The following is a 20,779-nucleotide window of genomic DNA, read 5'->3' as shown; positions in this document are numbered from 1 at the left end:
TTTATTTCCCCCTCACAATAGTTCCAATTTGATCGCCTAGGACGGCTTTTTTAATATTACCTTCTTCTGTAATCGAGAATACAAGAAGTGGGATGTCATTGTCCATACATAACGAAGAAGCAGTTGAATCCATTACGCCTAATCCTTCGTTAAGAACATCAAGATAGGATAATTCATCATACTTTTTCGCGTCTTTATTTTGTTTAGGATCGTCATTATAGACGCCATCCACGTTGTTCTTAGCCATTAAAATGACATCTGCTTCAATTTCAGCAGCGCGTAATGCGGCTGTAGTATCTGTTGAGAAATATGGATTCCCTGTACCGGCAGCAAAGATCACTACTCGTTTCTTTTCTAGATGACGAATAGCTTTACGACGAATATAAGGTTCAGCTACTTGTCGCATTTCAATAGACGTTTGAACGCGTGTAGGAATACCAATATTCTCAAGACTATCTTGCATCGCTAACGAATTCATTACAGTTGCTAACATTCCCATATAGTCAGCAGTTGCACGGTCCATGCCAACTTCGCTTCCTACTTTCCCACGCCAGATGTTTCCACCACCAACAACGACGGCAACTTCTACACCTAATTCTGAAATTTCTTTAACTTGGCGTGCCACGGATTGAATGACAGCTGGGTCTAACCCATATCCTTCTGCACCACTTAACGCTTCCCCACTCAACTTTAATACAACACGACGATAGTGAGCTGTTGTCATAATAACCTCCATATCACATTTATGTAAGCTTTTGAAAATAGGGAACACCACGTGTCCCCTATTCCACTAAAGCTATCATGTTTTATTTATTTACTTGGTTCATTACTTCTTCAGCGAAGTTTTCTTCTTTCTTCTCCATGCCTTCGCCAACTTCGTAACGTACAAAGCCTTTAATGGAAGCACCTTTTTCAGATACATATTGTTTTACTTTTTGGTCTGGGTCTTTAACAAATGCTTGCTCAGTAAATACGATACCTTCGTAGAACTTGTTAAGACGACCTTCAACCATTTTTTCAACGATATGTTCAGGTTTGCCTTCGTTTAGCGCTTCTTTCTTAAGAACTTCGCGCTCAGCGTTTACTTCTTCTTCAGGAACTTCATCACGTGTTACATAGCGAGGGTTAACTGCTGCAGCGTGCATTGCAACATCTTTAGCAACCGTTTCATCTGTTGTACCTTCAAGAACAGAAAGTACACCAATGCGACCTCCCATGTGAGTGTAAGCGCCAAATGCATCGTTATCACCTTTAGTGACAATTGCGAAACGACGAAGAGAAATTTTCTCACCGATTTTAGCTACTTGAGAAGTGATGTAGTCTTGAAGCGTGTCGCCTTCACCATGAAGTGGTTGCTCAAGTGCCTCTTCTACTGTTGCTGGTTGTTGTTTTACAAGATGTTGACCAAGTTCAGAAAGCATTGCTTTAAACTGATCGTTCTTCGTAACGAAGTCTGTTTCTGCGTTCAATTCGAAAATAACAGCAGTATTACCGTCTACCTCGATAGAAGCAGAACCTTCTGCAGCGATACGGTCTGCTTTTTTCGCAGCCTTAGACATACCTTTTTCACGTAACCACTCAACTGCTTTTTCCATGTCACCATCAGTTTCAGTAAGGGCTTTTTTACAATCCATCATACCCGCGCCCGTTTGTTCGCGTAGTTCTTTAACTTGTTTTGCTGTTACAGCCATTATAAAATCCTCCTTAAATGTTCAATATTATGTTTCAAAGAAAAGCAATGACAATTTGTGCCGTTTTGCTTGTCATAAAAACGAAAACATTATGCTATCTTTTCTTTAAAAAAGGTGATAAAAGGTTAATCCCTCTTATCACCTTTCAAACCTTCTTTATTCAGCAGCTGTTTCTGCTTCTTCAGCTTGAACTTCTTCAGTTTCTTCGCCTTGTTTAGCTTCAAGTACAGCATCTGCCATCTTAGAAGTAAGAAGTTTTACAGCGCGAATTGCGTCATCGTTCGCAGGGATAACGTAGTCGATTTCGTCTGGATCACAGTTTGTGTCAACGATACCAACAATCGGAATGTTTAGTTTGTGAGCTTCCGCTACAGCGATACGCTCTTTACGCGGGTCGATAATGAACATTACGTCTGGAAGACTTTCCATATTTTTAATACCGCCAAGGAATTTAACAAGACGTTCTTTTTCTTTAAGAAGTTCTACAACTTCTTTCTTAGGAAGAACGTCGAATGTGCCGTCTTCTTCCATACGCTCGATGTCTTTAAGACGAGCAATACGCTTACGGATTGTTTGGAAGTTTGTAAGTGTTCCACCTAACCAACGTTGGTTGATGTAGTACTGACCAGCACGAGTTGCTTCTTCCTTAACAGATTCTTGTGCTTGCTTCTTCGTACCAACGAAAAGGACGTTACCGCCGTTCGCTGCTACTTCCTTAACGTAGTTAAATGCTTCGTCAACCTTTTTAACTGTTTTCTGAAGGTCGATGATGTAGATGCCGTTACGCTCCGTGAAGATATATTTCTTCATCTTTGGATTCCAACGACGAGTTTGGTGTCCGAAATGAACACCAGCTTCTAAAAGCTGTTTCATAGAAATTACTGACATGATGTTTCCTCCTAATGGTTATTTGTTATCCTCCGCCTGTCTCATCTTCATTGCGGAACTCTAAAATAGAGCACCAACCGCATGAATCGACAAGCGTGTGTACTAACACCAAAAATAAATATATCATACGACATCATTCCAAGCAAGAATAATTATGACATTCTTGAGTGGAATTTCAGTGTAAGTTCAATTTCTGTTGTACCACGGTCTAACTCTTTGGCAATTTCTTCTACCGTTACCCCTTCATTATACATTTGAATTATAGATGATTCAATTGATGGCTGGTAGTGATCTTGCTCTTCTGGAACTGGAGGTTGATAAGAAGAAGCGCCGCCTTTATTGCTCCACTCTTGTCGGGTGACCTCAGCCCCCTCTATTTGGTTAGTAGAAATAGAACTATTTATATTCTTTCTTGAGTTCAAATCATACGGTTCCTCTTGCGCCTTAACCTTTTCACCATTGTCACCGTTTTCTTCAAGTTTATTCAATAGCTGAACATTTTCTTCTTTAATTTCTAGTAGATAAGCAGTAAAAGTATCTTCTATTTCTTTAGCTATCTGTTCTTGACGCTTTTCTAGCTCCTTCGTTTTCGATACTCTTAAAGATAAAATCACAATGGCTACTAGAAGAATTCCATGTAACAAAAAACTAATGGCGAGTAAATATGGTATCATAATTTTCCTTCCTTCACCTACACAGACTTTTAAGATTGAGATTGACCTTCCATAGACTGTATAGATACTTCCCCATCTTTGAATGTAGCTCTTGCTTTTGTGTAATTTCTACTTTCTCTACGTTGATATTTTCCAAAGGCAATGGTGACATAAGCAAATAATGTACCGTGAGTCATTAAATAAGCTTGATCTCCATCTTCGTAATCAGGTACTAGAGCTGCTAATTCATTTTGCACGATTTGAAGCCTCGTATAGGTTTGCTCATATGAGTTTCGCTGTCGCAATAAGGTTATACGTTCTTTACTGCTTAATCCGGAGTTTTCTTGTTTTAGAAGTAATTTATCTCCAATAATCGAGAGCTTATGTAAGGTATCCACTAGTTGTTCCTTTTCAAGTTCAAGTTGCTGCTGAGTCTCTAATAGCTTCTTATTAGAACCAACATAAATTTGAGTAGGTGTGTGCATTTTATTACCAATATCTTTCGCTTCAATAGAAGAACCTGCAGAAAGGGCTCCTCCAATGATGTTTCCTTTTTGACAATAAATATGTTTTCTCGCTATTACATCACTATGTAATACAGAGTTTTCAACAAATAAATCTCGTCCAGCTTCAATCTTCCCCTGATTTATATACCCACATTTGATATCTACTCCAGCGATTACACTACCTTTTCCATGCCCTGCAATTCCCTCTGATATGTAAACTGACCCTCCCGCTTCAATTGTGGATCCTTCAAGCAGGCCATAAATGGTAACGTCTCCTGTTGCTTTAATGGTGTACCCCGTAGGTACGTTCCCCCGAATCACAACACTCCCTACAAAATCTATATTGCCGGTCCTCATGGATATATCTCCATGAACTTCATAAAGAGGATATACATGAATACTTCTGTCACCTACTGAAAGTTGACCATCTGAAGTTGCGTACATCCTCGACTCAATCTTTTTCCATTCTACATTTTGGCCTGGTCGTAATAGCACAGCACGCCCGGGTTTAGGAGGGATATCTTCACCAGTAACAGTTTTGCCAGCCTCTCCATTTGTCGGTTCGAGAATCGTAAGCAAGGCATCCCCCGCGTGAACAGAAGGGATTTTAATTACATCACGAAAATTCACTTTTTCATCATAAGAAAATGTACGAGACAACTCTTTCTCATATTGCACCTTACCATCAGCACCATCCTGAGGAAGTATTCCTTCAGCAATTACAATAGGGAATTGATCCTCTTTGGCTCCAGATCCAATAACTTCAAGATTATCTTCTTCAAGACCCCACGTAATATTGTGAGAATTTAATGTTTCTATAAGATCGCCTTTAGAAAAGGAGAGCTCTAAATGGTATTCTTTCTTCAATGAAAGAGTTGCTAACATTTTGTCTGAATCAATTTGTACAGTGAAATAATCTGAAAAATTTTCAATTACCCCCATTAAAAAGCCCCCCTCGTTTTACACACTTATCGTATCTTTAAGAACCTTCCTTAATTTAAACAGAGCACGGGCGTGAATTTGAGAAATACGAGAAGTTGTTAAACTCATAACTTGCCCAATCTCTGTTAAGGTTAGCTCTTCTTGATAGAATAAACTAACTACTAATTGTTCTTTCTCATTTAACTTCTTTATGCCAAGTGCTAAGTCGCGATAATTCTCTTCTTTTATAACTTGGTCATGCGGGGTGATGGTGTTTTGGTCAGGTAGTGAATAACCAATCCCCTCTTTATGCTCATCTTTGGTATCCTTTGGTTTTTCTTCAATAGACAAGAGGTTAGCAAAGACTGTATCTTTAACGATCGAATCGACCTCTTGCTCAGCCATTCCTAAATGATCTGCAACTTCCTTTGATGTTACTTCTCTTTGCAAGAACTGTTCTAAATGTTCGGCCGTCTGCTCTATACGCTTTGATTTATCACGAATAGAACGAGGCAACCAATCTTCTTTCCTGAGACCATCCATAATGGCACCTCTTATACGAAAAGAGGCATATGTATCAAATTTCAAGTCGCGTGTCACATCAAATTTTTCAAGAGCATCATAAAGTCCGATTAACCCTAGACTTCGAATATCCTCCTTATGAACACTTTGAGGCAGATGAGCAGCAATTCGTTGCACATGGTACATGACAAGGTGCATGTATCGCTTCACAAGCTCATCTCCCGATTCTATATCTCGTTCCTTGTGCCATTTCTCCCATAGTTGTTCTTCATGAGGAGCCGAATTGTTGGTCATATATACCCTCCTCGCTATTACCTATTGGTCTTCATTTAATAAAGCTCTAACCATGTCTGAGGTTTGCTTGGCTTCGTCTTCTGATAAGTGACTCCCCCTCCCTTGGTCTTGCTTATTTGTTTTTTGGAATTCTACTTCTGAATTGTCTTCTTCCCAAGCTTCTCCATCCTGCCTCTCGACTGAGACACTAGAAACTCCTATTGCTTTTCGGAAGAGATACATAAATAAATAGAAGAAAGTAAATACAACCCCTACTTTTATAGAGGTAGTTGGTACTGTGTTTTGAGGAAAAGATAAACCTAAGGTTAGTAAAGCTCCGACACTTGCAAAAAGTACATTCCATAAGACTGAACCTACCATTAAATTTCTCTCACACCTTTATTTACAGTTCTTATTTGTAAGGTACCATTTGAAGGATTAAATTCAATGGTACGTCCATTGCTCCCTCCACAATCTTCTGCTACAACAGGAATGCCATAATCTTTCAACTGTTTCTTAACTGCTTCCAAATTTCTAGGGCCGATACGCATCATATCATTACTTGAGAACTGAAACATTTGAGCCCCACCCGCAAGCTTTGCTTTAAAAGATTTCCCGCCTTCTTCCCTTAACAGATCCATCATAATAGGGATAGCAGTGTCTGCATACTTAGCTAGCTTAATTTGATCTCCTTTAGCTAGACGAGAATCAGGTAGCATTACATGCGCCATTCCCCCTAACTTTGCCCGCAGATCATAAATTACAACACCAACACACGAACCTAGCCCAGATGTACGGATTATCCCTGGATCTTGAACAATATTTAAATCTGCTATTCCGACTTTCACTACATGATCACGTTTCATCTGTTGGGACTCCGAGTGAAGTAAATATCGTATCAAAGGAAGGGGGGTCCGGAAGAAGAAAGAAATGACCTTTCATTTCCTCCCCCTGATCTACTTCATCTACAAACGTCGTATCAATAACAATGGCATAATCATTGACTTGTGAAAGTTCTAGAAGTCCATAACTAAGAATGGCCCCTACCATATCAATTGCAATAGAGGGCACGGATGGATAAAGAGATAAACTTGTAAAATCCGACATGGAAGATAAATAGGATCCTGACAAAATATTCCCTAATTCTTGTATGGAGGATAAAGCCAGTTCTGAATAGGGAGGTCTAGTGAAATCAAAAGTTTCATCACCTGTCATGTATCTTACAAAACGACTAGCTTGTGTTGGTGACATAATAAAAAACATGTTGCCCGGGGCATCACCTTCAACACGAAGGAATACAGAAACGATCATCCGTTCAGCCCCTCCTACAATATCCATGACTTCATCAAAATCCACGACACGGACAGAAGGTACCTTCATATCAATCTTTCGTTGTAAAAGTTTCGATAATGCTGTGGCTGCATTTCCTGCGCCTATGTTTCCAATCTCTTTTAAAATATCTAAATGATAAGAAGTAAAACGATTGTCTAGTTTCATTCAACATTAACCTTCTACAGATTGTAATTGCTTCAATTCTTGATCTGATAAAACTTCCTCTAAATCAAGTAGAATGAGCAGTCGGCGCTCCAATTTCGCCACCCCACTTATGTAATCAGCATCTAGTGTGCCAACAACTTCAGGAGGAGGCTCAATAGTTCCACCAGGAATATCTATTACGTCATTTGCAGCATCAACCACAAGGCCCACTTCCATGTCCTCAAGGTGGACAATGATAATGCGTGTACGATCATCATAAGTGGATTCCCCAATATTAAATCGTTCTCTAAGATCTATAATGGGTGTTACAACTCCTCTTAAATTCATAACCCCTTTAACAAAAGAAGCAGTACGAGGAACTCGAGTTATCGGTTGCACCCTCTCTATAGATCCTACTCGACTTACGGGTACCCCATATTCTTCATTATTCAATTGAAACACAATTACTTTTAAATCCTGAGTATGATCTTCCATACCTCCACTTCCCCCTTTTTTATTTAATTAGTGCATTACTGTCGATAATTAGAGCCACCTGTCCATCTCCTAATATAGTAGCCCCCGAAATAGCAAAGACGTTCTGAAGATAGTTGCCGAGAGATTTAAGAACAACTTCTTGTTGACCAATGAATGAATCCACAACAAGACCGGCCATTTTATCTCCTTTACGTATAATCACAATAGAATAATAGTCACCTTTGTCAAATTCTTGTGGTACTTCAAATACATCCTCAAGTGATACTAACGGGACCACGCTGCCTCTAAAATCGATGACTTGTTTATTGTGAGCATGCATGATGTCTTCTTTCTTAACGATTGCTGTTTCAATAATAGACGAAAGTGGTACAGCATATTTCTCTTGTTGAACCTCAACAAGCATAACTGAAATAATTGATAACGTTAGAGGCAATTGGATGGAGAAGGTTGACCCCTTATCCGGAACAGAATCTATTGTGATCGAACCTCCTAGCGATTCAATCGTATTCTTTACTACATCCAATCCTACACCACGGCCAGATACATCCGAGATTTGGTCTGCAGTAGAAAACCCACTAGACATGATATAATCAAATACCTGTTGGTTGGACAAACCAGAAGCTTGCTCATTCGTAACAAGTCCATTATTTATTGCTTTTTGGAGCACCTTGTCTCGGTTAATCCCACCACCATCGTCAGAGATTTCTATAAAAACATGATTACCACTATGGTAGGCTTGTAGCTTTAGGTTTCCTTCTTCTGGTTTCCCCTTTGCTAAACGACTCTCAGGTGTTTCAATCCCATGATCTAATGAATTTCTAATCAGATGAACAAGGGGATCCCCAATTTCGTCAATTACCGTGCGGTCGAGTTCGGTCTCAGCCCCTTCAACAACTAGATTCACCTTCTTATTCAGATCCCTCGCTAATTGACGGACCATTCTAGGAAAACGGTTAAATACTTGCTCAACAGGCACCATGCGCATATTTAAAATAATGCTCTGCAGATCTCCTGATATGCGAGACATACGTTCTACCGTCTCCTGGAGTTCTGAATGATTTAAATCTGTTGAAATTTGTTCCAAACGCCCTCTGTCAATGACTAACTCTTCGAATAAGTTCATTAATACATCTAAACGATCGATATTCACTCGAATTGTTTTACTTTGAGCCACCTTTTGCTGAGATTCTTGAGTTTTTGACTCCTCTGGTGTTTCTGTCTTTTCTTTCACAGCGACGGCGGTCTGTTCTTTGTCACTAGAGTGTTGATTGGACTCATCCTTAGAATCATCCTTATGTGGAGATGTTGCTAGACTACTTGTCTCTGTAGTAGAAACATAGTCTTCAACTGTTACTTTCTTTATATGAACCGAATCAATCTCAGAAACTTTTAGTATGCGAGCTTGAATATCTTCTTCGTCATGTGTTGAGAGGAGTAAAACTTTAAATTGAAGATCGAAATTTTCTTCCTCCAACTGATCAACTGTTGGTGCTGATTGAGCTACTTCCCCAATTTGCTCTAACACTTCAAACACCATGTACACTCGCGCACCTTTTAACATGCAATCTTTGGTAAGTGAAACCGTGATTTCATAGTTGGTAAATCCTTGTTCAGCAGATTCCATTAAAACCGTACGTTGAAACTCATCTAAGTTCAGTTCATATGAAATCTCACTAGTCGATGCTTCTTTTGATTCCATTTCAACTTGTTCGTCTTGCACCTTAGCAGGAAGTTCACCTTCCTCAATACGTTCAAGCTTACCAACAACTTGTTGAACATCCCTTTCCCCTTGGCCTCCGGTTGCAATGTCTCCGACCATTGCTTCAAGATCGTCCACTGCATCAAATATAATATCCAATAGGTCGCTGTCTACTTGAATTTTGCTATTACGAATGAGATCAAGAACATTTTCCATCTTATGAGTTAAGTTGGCCAAATCCTGATAATTCATTGTTGCTGACATTCCTTTTAGAGTATGTGCAGCTCTAAAAATTTCGCTTACTATAGTTAGATCTTCTGGGTTCTTCTCTAGCTTTAATAATGAATCATTTACAGTTTGTAAGTGTTCCTTACTTTCTTCAATAAAAACTTCTAAATATTGGCTCATTTCCATACAACCTTCACCTCTTGTGTCCGCCTACCCTTTTCATAAGGGCTAGACTGATCTCGTTTACATGTACAACTTCATCTACTAAGTGGGTTAGAATCGCTGCTTTAGGCATTCCAAAAACAATAGATGATTTCTCTGATTCTGCGATAACTGCTACAGAATTGTTTGATTTCTTTAATTGCTCTAACCCTAATGCTCCGTCTGACCCCATACCTGTCATTATTACGGCGGTCATGTTAATGGAATTTATACGAGCGATCGAACTAAACAATACGTCTACTGACGGTCTATGTCCTTTTGTTGCATCTGTCTGATCTAGGTGAATGATTAAATTCCTTTGGTATTGAATCTTCATGTGATAATTTCCTGGTGCTATGTATGCTACTCCTCCATGCAAGATTTCCTGATCTTCCGCTTCTTTGACGGAAATCTCGCACAACCTGTCAAGTCTTTGAGCAAGAGACTTAGTAAAGCCAGGAGGCATATGTTGAACAATAACAATTGGAGCTGGATAGTCTTTGGGTAAAGCAGTCAACACTTGCTGAAGAGCTCTCGGACCACCAGTAGAAGTACCAATTGCAATCAAATCCTGCTTGCCCTTTGAATAAACAAACCGTTTTGCATCAATCGTCGCAGATGAAGCAACTACAGGGGAAACCACTGATTTATTAACTTCATTAAGATTAGCCTTTGATGCAGCAATTACTTTTCCTACAATCTTTTCTGCAATGGAATTGATGTTTAAAGATATAGACCCAGAAGGCTTCTCTATGAAATCTACCGCCCCGTATTCCATGGCTTTTAATGTATTTTCTCCACCACGTGTCGTCATACTCGATAACATCACAACAGGAAGTGGGTACGATCTCATAATTTCTTTTAAACAAGTCAGTCCATCCATTTTAGGCATTTCTACATCGAGCGTTATGATGTCAGGAGATAATTCTTTCACCTTTTTAAGGCCTTCTTCTCCATTTCTTGCTGTTCCAACTACAGTTATTCGATGATCTGCTTCTAAAATTTCCTGTATCATTTTTCTCATGAAGGCAGAGTCATCAACGACCAATACTCGAATGGTGTTCATATAGGATCTACCTTTCTAATAAAGAGTGCTTTAATCGGGATAAAAACGAACGTTTAGGGTTAACTGTTAATCGATCCCCCAGATAGTTAAGAGTGATTTCATTTATCGCTTTACTTACGGGAGCTTTATCATTGTAGATCGTATAGGGGACTTGAGCTGTTACAGCTTTTACGACCGTTCGATCATCTGGAAGGATTCCAAGAGCATAAACGGTTCGGTTCAAGAATTGTTCTGCTACAGTTTGTAAACGTTTAAGTGTTTCATCACCAGACTTGTTCGAAAAGGAACGGTTAACAACTACACGAATTGGTAACTCACTCGTTCTTTGGTGGATATGCTTCATCATGGCATAGGCATCTGTTAATGATGTAGGTTCAGGAGTCGTTACAACAATACACTCGTTACTTGCAAGAATAAAATGGACCCCTTCATGAGTAATTCCTGCTCCCATATCAAAAAGAATATAATCATAACTTTGCATAAGTTTCTCTAATTGATCAAAAAAGTAATCTATACGTCCGTCATTAAAGGTAAATATCGTAGAAAGCCCTGAGCCTCCTGCAATGTAGGAAAGAGATTTAGGGCCATTTTCAATGATGTCAAAAATGGATAAATTGTTTTCAAACATGTCTACAATCGATCTTTTAGGAGTAAGTCCTAAAAGAATATCGATGTTCCCCATTCCAATATCAAGATCAAACAGCAAAACCCGCTTCCCCTTATCTGCTAAAGTCAGTCCAAAGTTAAGAGCAAAATTCGATTTTCCTACGCCCCCTTTACCACTTGTAACAGCAATCGTTTTAGCTTCCTTGGATGTTTTAATATATTTTAATTTCTCTCTCAAGTTAGAGGCTTGGTCACTCATAATGAAGCCCTCCCACTAATTTCGAGACAATTGATTTAGAGGAGGCTTCTCTAATATCATCCGGAACGTTTTGACCATCCGTTAGATAAGCAACGCCAATATTAAATTTCATCATCATATTGAACATGACACCATAATGAGACGTCTCATCGACTTTAGTAAAGATCAATCGTTTAAGGGGAACACTATTAAACTGTTTATAGATCTCCTCAATGTCTGTCGCTTTACTAGTAATAGATAAAACTAGATAAGTCTCTAACTCTTCTTCAAAGTCAACTGTTTCCTTTAATTCCTGAACATATTTCTCATCTTTAAAATTTCGGCCTGCTGTGTCAACCAACACAAGATCGTAGTCAGAAAATTTTTCTTTGGCTTTCTTGTAATCATCAAGGTTATAAGCAACTTCTATTGGAACATCTAATATCTTTGCATACGTTTTTAATTGATCAATCGCTGCTATGCGAAACGTGTCAGTAGTGATGAAAGCCACTCGTTTTTGATGGCTTAACACACTTTCTGCAGCAATTTTAGCAAGAGATGTTGTTTTCCCTACTCCTGTAGGTCCAACGAGATGAATGTACTTTTTACTAAAGTCTATACCTCCAAATGGTATTCCTTCTAATTCGGAAGAAAGGCGCTCTTTTAGCCATTCTTTTGCAGTTGCAACGTCAACGTTCCCCTTTGCAACGTAATAATGTTCGACTAATGGGTCTATAAGTCTTTTCGCCAGTCTTTCAGATACTTCTTGATTAATAAGGTGGTTATATAGTTTTTGTAAGACACCTGGATACACCAGAGGGCTGCTTGTTGATTGCGTCTTCATTAATTTCTTAAGTTCTTGTAATTCATCGTACACATTTTGACCCTGATCGGTAGGTTTCTCTTTTGATATACTGCCTGATCTTTGAATCGTTTGCATGGTATAGGTTTGCTCTGAATCCCGCTTTGGTTCTGGGTCTATAGCTGCTACAACTTCTATAGACTTCTTCTTAAACATTCCAAGAAACCCTCCTTTATGGATTTCTTTGGAATTTAGGATTACAGCTTCTGCGCCTAATTCACTCCGAACCTGCTTCATTACTTCAGGCATAGTTGGTGCACGATATTTTTTCACCTTCACGCTACATTCACCTCCCCTACACTTTGCACTTCTATAGTAGGCTCTAATTCGTTGTAAGAAAGAACCGCCACCTGTGGTAGAAATCTTTCTAACAGTTGTTTAACATACATTCTAGTAGCAGGAGAACATAATACGATCGGAGTTTCTTCCTGCAAGGAAAGCTGCTCGACCTGGCTAGCAACAGATTGAACAATTTGCTGTTGCGTTTCAGGATCTAATGCCAAATAACTTCCATGTTCTGTTTGTTGAACGTGTTCAGCTATGGTTTTTTCCACTTTTCCTGAAACAGTAATGACCTTAAGCCCATTCTGGCCAACAGAATATTGTTGAGTGATTTGAGTTGATAACGACTGTCTGGCATATTCAGCTAGAAGTTCAGTATCATTTGTCATCTTCCCAAAGTCCGCCAAGGTTTCAAAAATGACAGGAAGATTTTTAATCGATACATTCTCTCTTAATAACTTTCCTAATACTTTTTGCACTTCCCCTACAGATAATGGTTCTGGTGTTACTTCCTCAACTAAGATAGGGTATGAGTCTTTCAAATGATCAATAAGTTGTTTGGTCTCCTGCCTCCCTAACAACTGATGAGCATACTGCTTAATGACTTCTGTTATATGTGTAGACACAACAGATGGTGGGTCTACCACTGTGTAGCCAAACATTTCAGCATCTTCTTTCGTTTCCTCAGCAATCCATTTAGCTGGTAAACCAAAAGCTGGTTCTTGCGTATCAATCCCCTCTACACTATCGTCTTCAACACCTGGACTCATAGCTAAGTAATGATCAAGAAGAAGCTCTCCCTTTGCCACTTCATTCCCTTTTATTTTTAACCGATATTCATTAGGATTTAGCTGAATGTTGTCTCTAATTCTAACAACAGGGATAACTAAGCCCAGTTCAATTGCTAACTGCCGCCTGATCATTACGATTCTATCTAGTAAGTCCCCTCCTTGATTTGTATCTGCCAAGGGAATCAGAGCATAACCAAATTCAAATTCAATAGGATCAGTTGAAATCAAGCTAACGACATTCTCAGGTGACTTCATGTCTGAACTCTCTTGCTCTGTCTCTTCTTCTAAATCTGGTTCTTGGTCTTGTGCTGCCTCTTTTGACAGCCACCAACCTCCAAAAGCCAACACCCCCGATATAAATGTTGTAATCAAAATCGGTATCGGTGTGAGCCCGAGCATAAAAATTGTAGCAGCCGCTATGTATAAAAGTTTCGGATATCTTAACAGCTGTGTGGAAACATCTGTACCTAGATTTCCTTCTGAAGCAACACGTGTGACAACAATCCCTGTTGCAGTAGAAATAAGCAAAGCAGGTATTTGACTCACAAGCCCATCTCCCACAGTTAATCTCATATATGTATCAATAGCTTCAGAGAAGCCATACCCTTTTTGGGTCATTCCGATAATAAGTCCGAAAATGATATTAATTAATACTATAATAATTCCAGCGATGGCATCACCTTTTACAAACTTACTTGCACCATCCATCGCACCATAAAAGTCGGCTTCGTTCTCAATTTTTTCTCGCCGATTTTTTGCTTGTTGCTCAGAAATTAATCCCGCATTTAAATCCGCATCAATACTCATCTGCTTACCTGGCATCGCATCTAGTGTGAATCGTGCAGCAACTTCTGACACACGTTCAGCACCTTTAGTTATGACCAGAAATTGAATGATGACGAGGATGGAAAAGATTACAAAACCAACTAGTGCGCTGTTTCCCGTAACAAATGTACCAAACGTTGCAACAACGCCTCCAGCCTCTGCATTCGCTAAGATTGATCGCGTTGTAGATACGTTTAACCCCAACCTAAACAAAGTGAGCAATAATAAGAGGGATGGAAAAATGGAAAACTGTAATGCTTCAGTCGTGTTCATTGCCACTAAAATGACAATAAGAGCTAATGTAATATTAATGAGTATAAAGATACTCAAGAGTACAGGCGGCATTGGAATGACTAACATGACGATGATAAGTATAACGCCAACCAATACCGATAAATCTCTAATGGCCATGCATTTCTCTCCCTACGATTACGCTTTCTTCTGAAGTTTATATACGTAAGCTAATATTTCAGCAACCGCTTGGTAAAATTCTTCACCTATGGGTTGGTCGATTTCTGACTGTTCATACAATGCTCTTGCTAACGGTCGATTTTCAACAGTAGTAACGTCATTTGTGTGCGCAATCTCTTTTATTTTTAAAGCGACATAATCGACACCCTTAGCAACAACATAAGGGGCTTGAGCTTTCTCCTCATCATACTTAATCGCTATGGCAAAGTGTGTAGGGTTTGTTATGACAACATCCGCTTCTGGCACTTCACTCATCATTCGCTGCTGTGACATCTGACGCTGACGTTCTTTTATCTTTGATTTAATCTGAGGATCCCCTTCAATGTTTTTATGCTCATCTTTCAAGTCTTGCTTTGACATCCGTATATTCTTTTCATAATCATATCGCTGATAAATATAATCAATGCTAGATAATAATAAGAGCAAAAGAGAAGCAGCAAGTCCCATAATAACCGTTGTTTGACCGAAAAAGCTGACGGCGCTTTCTACACTTTTTTGAGACATTTCTAAAAGATCGCCCCGTCTCATCCACAGCACTGTAAATGTTACAGTCCCAATAAAACCTATCTTGAGCAAAGACTTAAGTAATTCTACCAATGCACGAGCGGCAAAGATTTTTTTCGCCCCTTGAATAGGGTTTAACTTTTTCAAGTCCATTTTTAATGGTTCTCCTGTGAAAAGAAAGCCAATTTGCAAAAAATTTGCAGCCAATCCCGCGACAATAGCCGCTCCCATTAAAGGCGCTGTGGTAAGAGCCATTTCCATCGTTACCTGGAGTAACATCTGATGGACTGTTTGCTCTGTTACTTCCCAAGTTATGTACTCTTGAAAGGTATGTCTGTATAGACTTGTGAACCTGTCTCTTAAAAAACCGCCAACGACGAACATCATTAAAAACACCGCGAAAAGAAGCAAAGCAGTGTTCACATCTTGGCTTTTGGCTACTTGACCTTTTTTACGAGAGTCTTCACGTTTTTTCGGTGTTGCTTTCTCGGTTTTCTCACCAGAAAAATATTGCAGATCTAATTGTAACTTCTCCATTTAAGACCCTCCCATCAGCGCCATTAAATCCCTCATTGAGACAAGCATTAAATCAAATAAATTCTCTACTAAGATTGAAAACATACCAAATGAAATAATAATGACTACAAAACTTACAAATATTTTTAAAGGTAAACCCACTACGAAAACGTTTAATTGGGGAACTGTACGCGCAATTATCCCTAAAGCGACGTCAACCAAAAATAGGCATCCGACAACAGGCATCGCCATCTGGAAAGCTACTATAAACATTTTATTAAAAGTAAAAAGAACAAATTCAGCAATAGAACCTTCACCAAAAGGTATAAAGACTTGTTCCATGGGAATCACTTCATAGCTATAAAAAACTCCATCGATTAATAGGTGATGACCATTTACAGCTAGTAAAAACAACAATGTGAATGTATATAGATATTGTCCAATTAGAGGACTTTGAACGCCGGTTTGGGGATCGATTACATTTGCAATTGCAAACCCCATCTGAAAGTCAATAAATCCTCCCGCAATTTGAATGGCAGATAATATTAAATAAGCAATAAACCCCACTAATAATCCAACCATCGCTTCTTTTAAAATTAGGAGAATAAATGTTTCATCTAATAGAATAATTGGTACATCAATTGTGAAATACATTAATAAAGCGATAAACACACTAAATCCTATTTTATGCTGAGTAGGCATATTCCGATACGAAAACAATGGAAGGGTAACAAAAAATGCTGTGACTCGCATGAATATTAATAAAAGTCCAGGCACTTTCGCTAGGTCAATTAAACTAACCATTCTTACCCTACAAACTGGTTCAAGTTCTCAAAAATAGTAGCTGTAAATTCTACCATTCTAGTTAACATCCATGGACCAAAAAAAACAAGTCCGCCCATAACAGCAACGATCTTCGGAATAAAGGCAAGTGTTTGTTCTTGAATTTGTGTGGTGGCCTGGAATATAGAAACAAGTAAGCCTACGGATAATGCCAATATGAGTAATGGTCCTGTAATGGTGAGAACGGTTACTACACCTTTTTCAGCTAGTGATATAACAAACTGACTATTCATCTATTGATCACCCTTCCTATCTTAAAATCCTTCTAGAAGTGACTGCATAATGAGATACCACCCATCCACAAGAACAAAAAGCAAAATCTTAAACGGAAGTGAAATCATTACAGGAGGTAACATCATCATCCCCATTGACATAAGGATACTTGCAACAGCCATATCAATCACAAGGAAGGGAACAAATATCATAAACCCCATTTGAAAAGCCGTTTTCAACTCACTAATAGCAAAAGCCGGAACCATAGTAGTTAAGGGAATATCCTGTACGCTTTCTGGTTTTTCCATTTGAGCATAGTTCATAAACAGTGCAAGGTCTTTCTCCCTTGTGTGTTTGGCCATAAACTCTTTCATTGGCTCACTAGCATTCTGATAAGCTTCTTCTAAAGTAATATCTTCATTAAACAAAGGAGTGAGAGCTTCTTCATTCACTTCTTGTAGTGTAGGGGCCATCACAAAGAAAGACAAAAACAAGGCTAATCCTACTAAGACTTGGTTTGGAGGCATTTGTTGTGTTGCCAGTGATGTACGAACAAACGATAGAACAATAATAATTCTTGTAAAACTTGTCATAAGAACCAAAATCCCCGGAGCTATAGAGAGAACCGTTAGTACCAATAGAAGCTTTACAGATGTGGCTACATTTGCTGGATCTGAGTCTGCAAATAGATTTATAAATTCATTCATTTGAATCCTCTTTCTTTTTCTTTTCCGCTTCTATAAGTTGCTGTCTCCGTTCCTTTAAAGAAGAAAGTTCTGATTGAAAAAGTTTTTGAAACGATTGATTTTGATAGCTTTTATTATAACTAGCCTCTTTTTTCTTCTGTGGCAACAGCTGCTTTAACAGTGCTGGTGAAAAGCTTTCAGATTCCGCTTCATTATTCTTCGTTAATTCTTTTATCGTGCTCTCATCCGTAATTTCTGTTACTAGCTCCACGTTCTCTCCTACACCAATTGCATAGAAATGTTGGCCAATGCGGACAATTTGTAATGATTTTTGCTGACCTAAAGGCACCCCTCCCATATTTTCCATAGCTTTAGAAGGGTGTATGCTTTTATTTCGTTTATTCATAAATTTCAATAACATATAGATTAAAAAAACAATGAAAGCAAGAGCCAGTACAATCTTTACTAAATCTAAAATAATTGAACTCTCAGAGGAAGCAGGCGAAGAAGAGGTCTTTTGTTCTTCCTCTTCTCCTTTTTCTTTAGATGAATCGTAATCCCCACATCCTTCAAGGGCTGGATTTTCTATGCATGTTTCTACACTTGGTTGTGCAGATAAATTCATTGATGTTGGCCACAATACCGTAATGATGACGAGGGTACTCACCCAAATAAATAACTGCTTAGTCATACTTCCTCCTATTTAAGCTAATGCTTTATTAATTGCTTCAAGTACTCGGTCTGCTTGGAATGGCTTTACAATGAAGTCTTTTGCTCCGGCTTGAATGGCATCAATAACCATCGCTTGCTGCCCCATTGCAGAGCACATAATGATCTTAGCATCAGCATTCATCCCCTTTATTTCTTTAAGGGCAGAGATTCCATCCATTTCAGGCATTGTGATATCCATCGTGATAAGATCAGGTTGCAGTTCTTTATATTTATCCACTGCTTCACTTCCGTCTTGAGCTTCTCCTACTACCTCAAATCCATTCTTCGTTAAAATGTCTTTAATCATCATTCTCATAAATGCTGCGTCGTCTACAATTAAAATTTTACTGGCCATTTAGATCCTCCTAATAATTACTATTGTAATTTTCTCAATCGCTCTTGTTGACTTAGTATTTCAGTTACCCGAACACCAAAGTTTTCATCAATCACAACCACTTCACCTTGAGCAATTGGTTTATCATTAACAAGTATATCAACTGGTTCACCTGCTAGTTTATCAAGCTCTACTATTGAACCAGATGAGAGTTCAAGAATGTCTTTTATCGTCCGCTTCGTACGTCCTAATTCTACTGTGACTTTTAGAGGTATATCCATAAGCATATCAAGATTACGCTTTTCTTGTTGATGGAGAGCTGTTGGTTCAAATTGACTAAACACTGCTTGTTGAACCTGACTTGAATCTTCTTGGCTCATCCCTCCCATATACTGTGTTTCTCTTTGAGAAGGAGTCTCTTGCGACTGAGACATATAGTGAGCAGAAGGTTGATGGTGTGAAGCATCTTCGTAAGTCTGCTGATATGTAGCTGAATCAGATGAACTCCCTTTATCTATTTCATTAGCGGGTTTTGGTTCTTGTTGTGTTTCTTTTTGGTCTAAGATATCGCCCTCTTCAGAAGGAGGGTTTAACAATTGATCTACCAACTCCCTGGCAAAGTCAATAGGCAACACTTGCATAATTCTAGAATCTATTAAGTCTCCAACTTTAATTTGAAAACTAACATTAACTAAATCTTCATCAGGTATTTGTTCTGTACCTTCTCCTTCTCTCACATGAAGCAAGTCAATACTTGGCGGTGAAATATCAACCTTTTTATTAAATACCGTAGACATACTTGTCGCAGCCGAACCCATCATTTGATTCATGGCTTCTTGTACGGCACTAAGATGAATTTCATTCATTTCTTCAGAAGGTGAAGTCCCATCCCCACCGAGCATTAAGTCTGCGATAATCGCTGCATCACTTTGCTGAATCACCAGTAAGTTCATGCCTGAAAAACCTTCTGTATATTCGACCTGAATCGCGACATTCGGTTCAGGAAATTCATCCGCCAAATTGGATCGCTTCATGATGGAGATTGTTGGTGTTGTGATGTCCACCTTTTGCATTAATAGGCTTGATAAAGCAGTGGCAGAGCTACCAAATGATATATTTCCAATCTCACCCAGCGCATCTTGCTCTAATGAACTTAAATATTCCTCGGTTGAGGGTTGTTGTTTATTCATATTACTTGTATCTGCAGTCCCATTTAATAGAGCATCTATTTCATCTTGGGACAGCATATCGTCACTCATCATCATCGTCCCCCCCTTGGTATTCGTCTAATATTTGCACAGCTACTTTCTTTTTAATTTGTCCAGGCTGTGCTAAGAACTTAGTTTCTTCGTCTACTTGTATTCTTAATGGATCATCAATCAGTTGATCTAACTGAATCACATCGTCTTTTGCTAGATGATAAAGCTCGTCTACTGTTATTTTAGACTCACCTAGTAAGGCTTTGACATCTACCTCAGCTTTTTCAATCGTTTTGGAAAGTGACTGATACTCCTCAGTACTCGTCTCTTGAGGTGCCTGCGTTTGCATCCAATAGTGTACAGATAACTTCGGTATTATGGGTTCTAATACTACATGCGGAATGCATATATTAATCATTCCCGAAGATTCACCGATTTCTGTGTTCAAGGATATAACAACCACTGTTTCATTTGGAGAAACCATTTGAAGGAATTGCGGATTCACTTCAAATTCTTCCAATTCTGGGTTAATGTCCACCACAGAACTCCAGGCCTCTTGTAGATTATCAATTGCCTTCTCAAAAAGTTGGGACATGATATTGGTTTCGATTTCAGTTAAACTTTCAACTTTGTTTACACTGACGCCCTTACCACCTAAAACGCGGTCAAGCATGGCGTACGCAATGTTGGGATTCGCCTCAAGTAAGATCCTCCCATCTAAAGGTTCTACTGAAAACACATTCAATATCGTCATTTTGGGAATGGATCTTATAAACTCTTCATAAGGAATTTGATCAACCGAAGCAACAGAAATGTGAATGTACGTTCTTAACTGAGCTGAAAAATATGTCGTTAATAGTCGCGCGAAATTCTCATGTATTCTACCTAAGCTTCTGATCTGATCTTTCGAGAACCTTAAGGCTCTTTTGAAATCATACACGCGCACTTTTCTTTCTTTCTCTTCCTTTTTTAAATCATCTGCATCCATTTCCCCTGTCGAGATTGCGGATAACAATGCATCAATCTCATTTTGAGAGAGAACTTCCTCTGCCAAAACGTCACCTCCAATCAGGTGCTCT

At 38.9% G+C, this 20,779-nt stretch carries 23 protein-coding genes; all 23 read right to left on the bottom strand.

The window, feature by feature from the left end; genetic code table 11:
* Position 1 precedes the first annotated feature (1 nt).
* The 23 genes from pyrH to fliM all read right to left on the bottom strand — a co-directional run bounded on the left by pyrH (position 2) and on the right by fliM (position 20,754).
* Entirely contained in the window at positions 2–724 is a 723-nt protein-coding gene (pyrH, locus tag N780_RS00710; protein WP_036778758.1) for a UMP kinase, read from the bottom strand.
* Positions 725–806: 82 nt separating this feature from the next.
* Positions 807–1,691 (bottom strand): translation elongation factor Ts, encoded by an 885-nt coding sequence (tsf, locus tag N780_RS00705; RefSeq protein WP_036778755.1) that lies wholly within the window; start codon positions 1,689–1,691, stop codon positions 807–809.
* 156 nt (positions 1,692–1,847) lie between these two features.
* Positions 1,848–2,579, bottom strand: a complete 732-nt coding sequence (gene rpsB, locus N780_RS00700; RefSeq protein WP_036778753.1) for a 30S ribosomal protein S2 — start codon at positions 2,577–2,579, stop codon at positions 1,848–1,850.
* 152 nt (positions 2,580–2,731) lie between these two features.
* Entirely contained in the window at positions 2,732–3,253 is a 522-nt protein-coding gene (locus N780_RS00695) for a hypothetical protein (RefSeq protein WP_036778751.1), read from the bottom strand.
* 29 nt (positions 3,254–3,282) lie between these two features.
* Positions 3,283–4,680 (bottom strand): flagellar assembly protein A, encoded by a 1,398-nt coding sequence (locus tag N780_RS00690; protein ID WP_052114826.1) that lies wholly within the window; start codon positions 4,678–4,680, stop codon positions 3,283–3,285.
* A gap of 18 nt (positions 4,681–4,698) precedes the next feature.
* Positions 4,699–5,475 carry a FliA/WhiG family RNA polymerase sigma factor gene (locus N780_RS00685; RefSeq protein WP_036778749.1) on the bottom strand — a complete coding sequence of 259 codons (777 nt, stop codon included), beginning with the start codon at positions 5,473–5,475 and terminating at the stop codon, positions 4,699–4,701.
* 21 nt (positions 5,476–5,496) lie between these two features.
* Entirely contained in the window at positions 5,497–5,835 is a 339-nt protein-coding gene (locus N780_RS00680; RefSeq protein WP_036778746.1) for a hypothetical protein, read from the bottom strand.
* On the bottom strand, positions 5,835–6,320 hold the full coding sequence (locus N780_RS00675) for a chemotaxis protein CheD (RefSeq protein ID WP_036778744.1): 486 nt from the start codon (positions 6,318–6,320) through the stop codon (positions 5,835–5,837). Before N780_RS00675 ends, N780_RS00680 begins: the two co-directional genes overlap by 1 nt.
* Complete coding sequence (locus N780_RS00670) at positions 6,310–6,951, bottom strand: chemotaxis protein CheC (RefSeq protein ID WP_036778741.1); 642 nt, start codon at positions 6,949–6,951, stop codon at positions 6,310–6,312. The genes N780_RS00675 and N780_RS00670 overlap by 11 nt, the downstream gene beginning before the upstream one ends.
* Before the next feature lie 6 nt (positions 6,952–6,957).
* On the bottom strand, positions 6,958–7,425 hold the full coding sequence (locus tag N780_RS00665; protein ID WP_036778739.1) for a chemotaxis protein CheW: 468 nt from the start codon (positions 7,423–7,425) through the stop codon (positions 6,958–6,960).
* Positions 7,426–7,444: 19 nt separating this feature from the next.
* Positions 7,445–9,538: a chemotaxis protein CheA gene (locus N780_RS00660; protein ID WP_036778736.1), complete on the bottom strand. Its 2,094-nt coding sequence runs from the start codon at positions 9,536–9,538 to the stop codon at positions 7,445–7,447.
* A 7-nt stretch (positions 9,539–9,545) separates the two neighbouring features.
* Positions 9,546–10,619 carry a protein-glutamate methylesterase/protein-glutamine glutaminase gene (locus tag N780_RS00655; protein ID WP_036778734.1) on the bottom strand — a complete coding sequence of 358 codons (1,074 nt, stop codon included), beginning with the start codon at positions 10,617–10,619 and terminating at the stop codon, positions 9,546–9,548.
* Between the two features lie 7 nt (positions 10,620–10,626).
* The gene (locus N780_RS00650; RefSeq protein WP_036778731.1) at positions 10,627–11,484 is read right to left on the bottom strand and encodes a MinD/ParA family protein; all 858 of its coding nucleotides are present in this window, start codon (positions 11,482–11,484) and stop codon (positions 10,627–10,629) included.
* Complete coding sequence (gene flhF / locus N780_RS00645) at positions 11,477–12,604, bottom strand: flagellar biosynthesis GTPase FlhF (protein WP_036778729.1); 1,128 nt, start codon at positions 12,602–12,604, stop codon at positions 11,477–11,479. The genes N780_RS00650 and flhF overlap by 8 nt, the downstream gene beginning before the upstream one ends.
* Positions 12,601–14,634, bottom strand: coding sequence for a flagellar biosynthesis protein FlhA (flhA, locus tag N780_RS00640; protein WP_036778726.1), 2,034 nt, complete (start codon positions 14,632–14,634; stop codon positions 12,601–12,603). The genes flhF and flhA overlap by 4 nt, the downstream gene beginning before the upstream one ends.
* Positions 14,635–14,652: 18 nt before the next feature.
* Positions 14,653–15,735 (bottom strand): flagellar biosynthesis protein FlhB, encoded by a 1,083-nt coding sequence (flhB, locus tag N780_RS00635; RefSeq protein WP_036778724.1) that lies wholly within the window; start codon positions 15,733–15,735, stop codon positions 14,653–14,655.
* Entirely contained in the window at positions 15,736–16,518 is a 783-nt protein-coding gene (gene fliR / locus N780_RS00630; RefSeq protein ID WP_036778722.1) for a flagellar biosynthetic protein FliR, read from the bottom strand.
* A gap of 2 nt (positions 16,519–16,520) precedes the next feature.
* Positions 16,521–16,790 (bottom strand): flagellar biosynthesis protein FliQ, encoded by a 270-nt coding sequence (gene fliQ / locus N780_RS00625; RefSeq protein ID WP_036778720.1) that lies wholly within the window; start codon positions 16,788–16,790, stop codon positions 16,521–16,523.
* Between the two features lie 21 nt (positions 16,791–16,811).
* Complete coding sequence (fliP, locus tag N780_RS00620; protein ID WP_036778717.1) at positions 16,812–17,477, bottom strand: flagellar type III secretion system pore protein FliP; 666 nt, start codon at positions 17,475–17,477, stop codon at positions 16,812–16,814.
* Positions 17,470–18,147 carry a flagellar biosynthetic protein FliO gene (locus tag N780_RS00615; protein WP_036778716.1) on the bottom strand — a complete coding sequence of 226 codons (678 nt, stop codon included), beginning with the start codon at positions 18,145–18,147 and terminating at the stop codon, positions 17,470–17,472. The genes fliP and N780_RS00615 overlap by 8 nt, the downstream gene beginning before the upstream one ends.
* A gap of 12 nt (positions 18,148–18,159) precedes the next feature.
* Positions 18,160–18,522: a response regulator gene (locus N780_RS00610; RefSeq protein ID WP_036778714.1), complete on the bottom strand. Its 363-nt coding sequence runs from the start codon at positions 18,520–18,522 to the stop codon at positions 18,160–18,162.
* Positions 18,523–18,542: 20 nt separating this feature from the next.
* The gene (gene fliY, locus N780_RS00605) at positions 18,543–19,763 is read right to left on the bottom strand and encodes a flagellar motor switch phosphatase FliY (RefSeq protein ID WP_036778712.1); all 1,221 of its coding nucleotides are present in this window, start codon (positions 19,761–19,763) and stop codon (positions 18,543–18,545) included.
* The gene (gene fliM / locus N780_RS00600) at positions 19,753–20,754 is read right to left on the bottom strand and encodes a flagellar motor switch protein FliM (protein ID WP_036778711.1); all 1,002 of its coding nucleotides are present in this window, start codon (positions 20,752–20,754) and stop codon (positions 19,753–19,755) included. The genes fliY and fliM overlap by 11 nt, the downstream gene beginning before the upstream one ends.
* Between the last annotated feature and the right edge of the window lie 25 nt (positions 20,755–20,779).

The sequence above is a fragment of the Pontibacillus chungwhensis BH030062 genome (genome assembly GCF_000770675.1).
GTDB lineage: Bacteria > Bacillota > Bacilli > Bacillales > BH030062 > Pontibacillus > Pontibacillus chungwhensis.
This window is presented reverse-complemented; position numbering and strand designations above follow the sequence as displayed.

Bases quoted from the DNA above. Each gene is read 5' to 3' on its own strand.
- pyrH (WP_036778758.1), bottom strand. From the start codon at position 724: ATGACAACAGCTCACTATCGTCGTGTTGTATTAAAGTTGAGTGGGGAA.
- tsf (WP_036778755.1), bottom strand. From the start codon at position 1,691: ATGGCTGTAACAGCAAAACAAGTTAAAGAACTACGCGAACAAACGGGC.
- rpsB (WP_036778753.1), bottom strand. From the start codon at position 2,579: ATGTCAGTAATTTCTATGAAACAGCTTTTAGAAGCTGGTGTTCATTTC.
- N780_RS00695 (WP_036778751.1), bottom strand. From the start codon at position 3,253: ATGATACCATATTTACTCGCCATTAGTTTTTTGTTACATGGAATTCTT.
- N780_RS00690 (WP_052114826.1), bottom strand. From the start codon at position 4,680: ATGGGGGTAATTGAAAATTTTTCAGATTATTTCACTGTACAAATTGAT.
- N780_RS00685 (WP_036778749.1), bottom strand. From the start codon at position 5,475: ATGACCAACAATTCGGCTCCTCATGAAGAACAACTATGGGAGAAATGG.
- N780_RS00680 (WP_036778746.1), bottom strand. From the start codon at position 5,835: ATGGTAGGTTCAGTCTTATGGAATGTACTTTTTGCAAGTGTCGGAGCT.
- N780_RS00675 (WP_036778744.1), bottom strand. From the start codon at position 6,320: ATGAAACGTGATCATGTAGTGAAAGTCGGAATAGCAGATTTAAATATT.
- N780_RS00670 (WP_036778741.1), bottom strand. From the start codon at position 6,951: ATGAAACTAGACAATCGTTTTACTTCTTATCATTTAGATATTTTAAAA.
- N780_RS00665 (WP_036778739.1), bottom strand. From the start codon at position 7,425: ATGGAAGATCATACTCAGGATTTAAAAGTAATTGTGTTTCAATTGAAT.
- N780_RS00660 (WP_036778736.1), bottom strand. From the start codon at position 9,538: ATGGAAATGAGCCAATATTTAGAAGTTTTTATTGAAGAAAGTAAGGAA.
- N780_RS00655 (WP_036778734.1), bottom strand. From the start codon at position 10,619: ATGAACACCATTCGAGTATTGGTCGTTGATGACTCTGCCTTCATGAGA.
- N780_RS00650 (WP_036778731.1), bottom strand. From the start codon at position 11,484: ATGAGTGACCAAGCCTCTAACTTGAGAGAGAAATTAAAATATATTAAA.
- flhA (WP_036778726.1), bottom strand. From the start codon at position 14,634: ATGGCCATTAGAGATTTATCGGTATTGGTTGGCGTTATACTTATCATC.
- flhB (WP_036778724.1), bottom strand. From the start codon at position 15,735: ATGGAGAAGTTACAATTAGATCTGCAATATTTTTCTGGTGAGAAAACC.
- fliR (WP_036778722.1), bottom strand. From the start codon at position 16,518: ATGGTTAGTTTAATTGACCTAGCGAAAGTGCCTGGACTTTTATTAATA.
- fliQ (WP_036778720.1), bottom strand. From the start codon at position 16,790: ATGAATAGTCAGTTTGTTATATCACTAGCTGAAAAAGGTGTAGTAACC.
- fliP (WP_036778717.1), bottom strand. From the start codon at position 17,477: ATGAATGAATTTATAAATCTATTTGCAGACTCAGATCCAGCAAATGTA.
- N780_RS00615 (WP_036778716.1), bottom strand. From the start codon at position 18,147: ATGACTAAGCAGTTATTTATTTGGGTGAGTACCCTCGTCATCATTACG.
- N780_RS00610 (WP_036778714.1), bottom strand. From the start codon at position 18,522: ATGGCCAGTAAAATTTTAATTGTAGACGACGCAGCATTTATGAGAATG.
- fliY (WP_036778712.1), bottom strand. From the start codon at position 19,763: ATGATGAGTGACGATATGCTGTCCCAAGATGAAATAGATGCTCTATTA.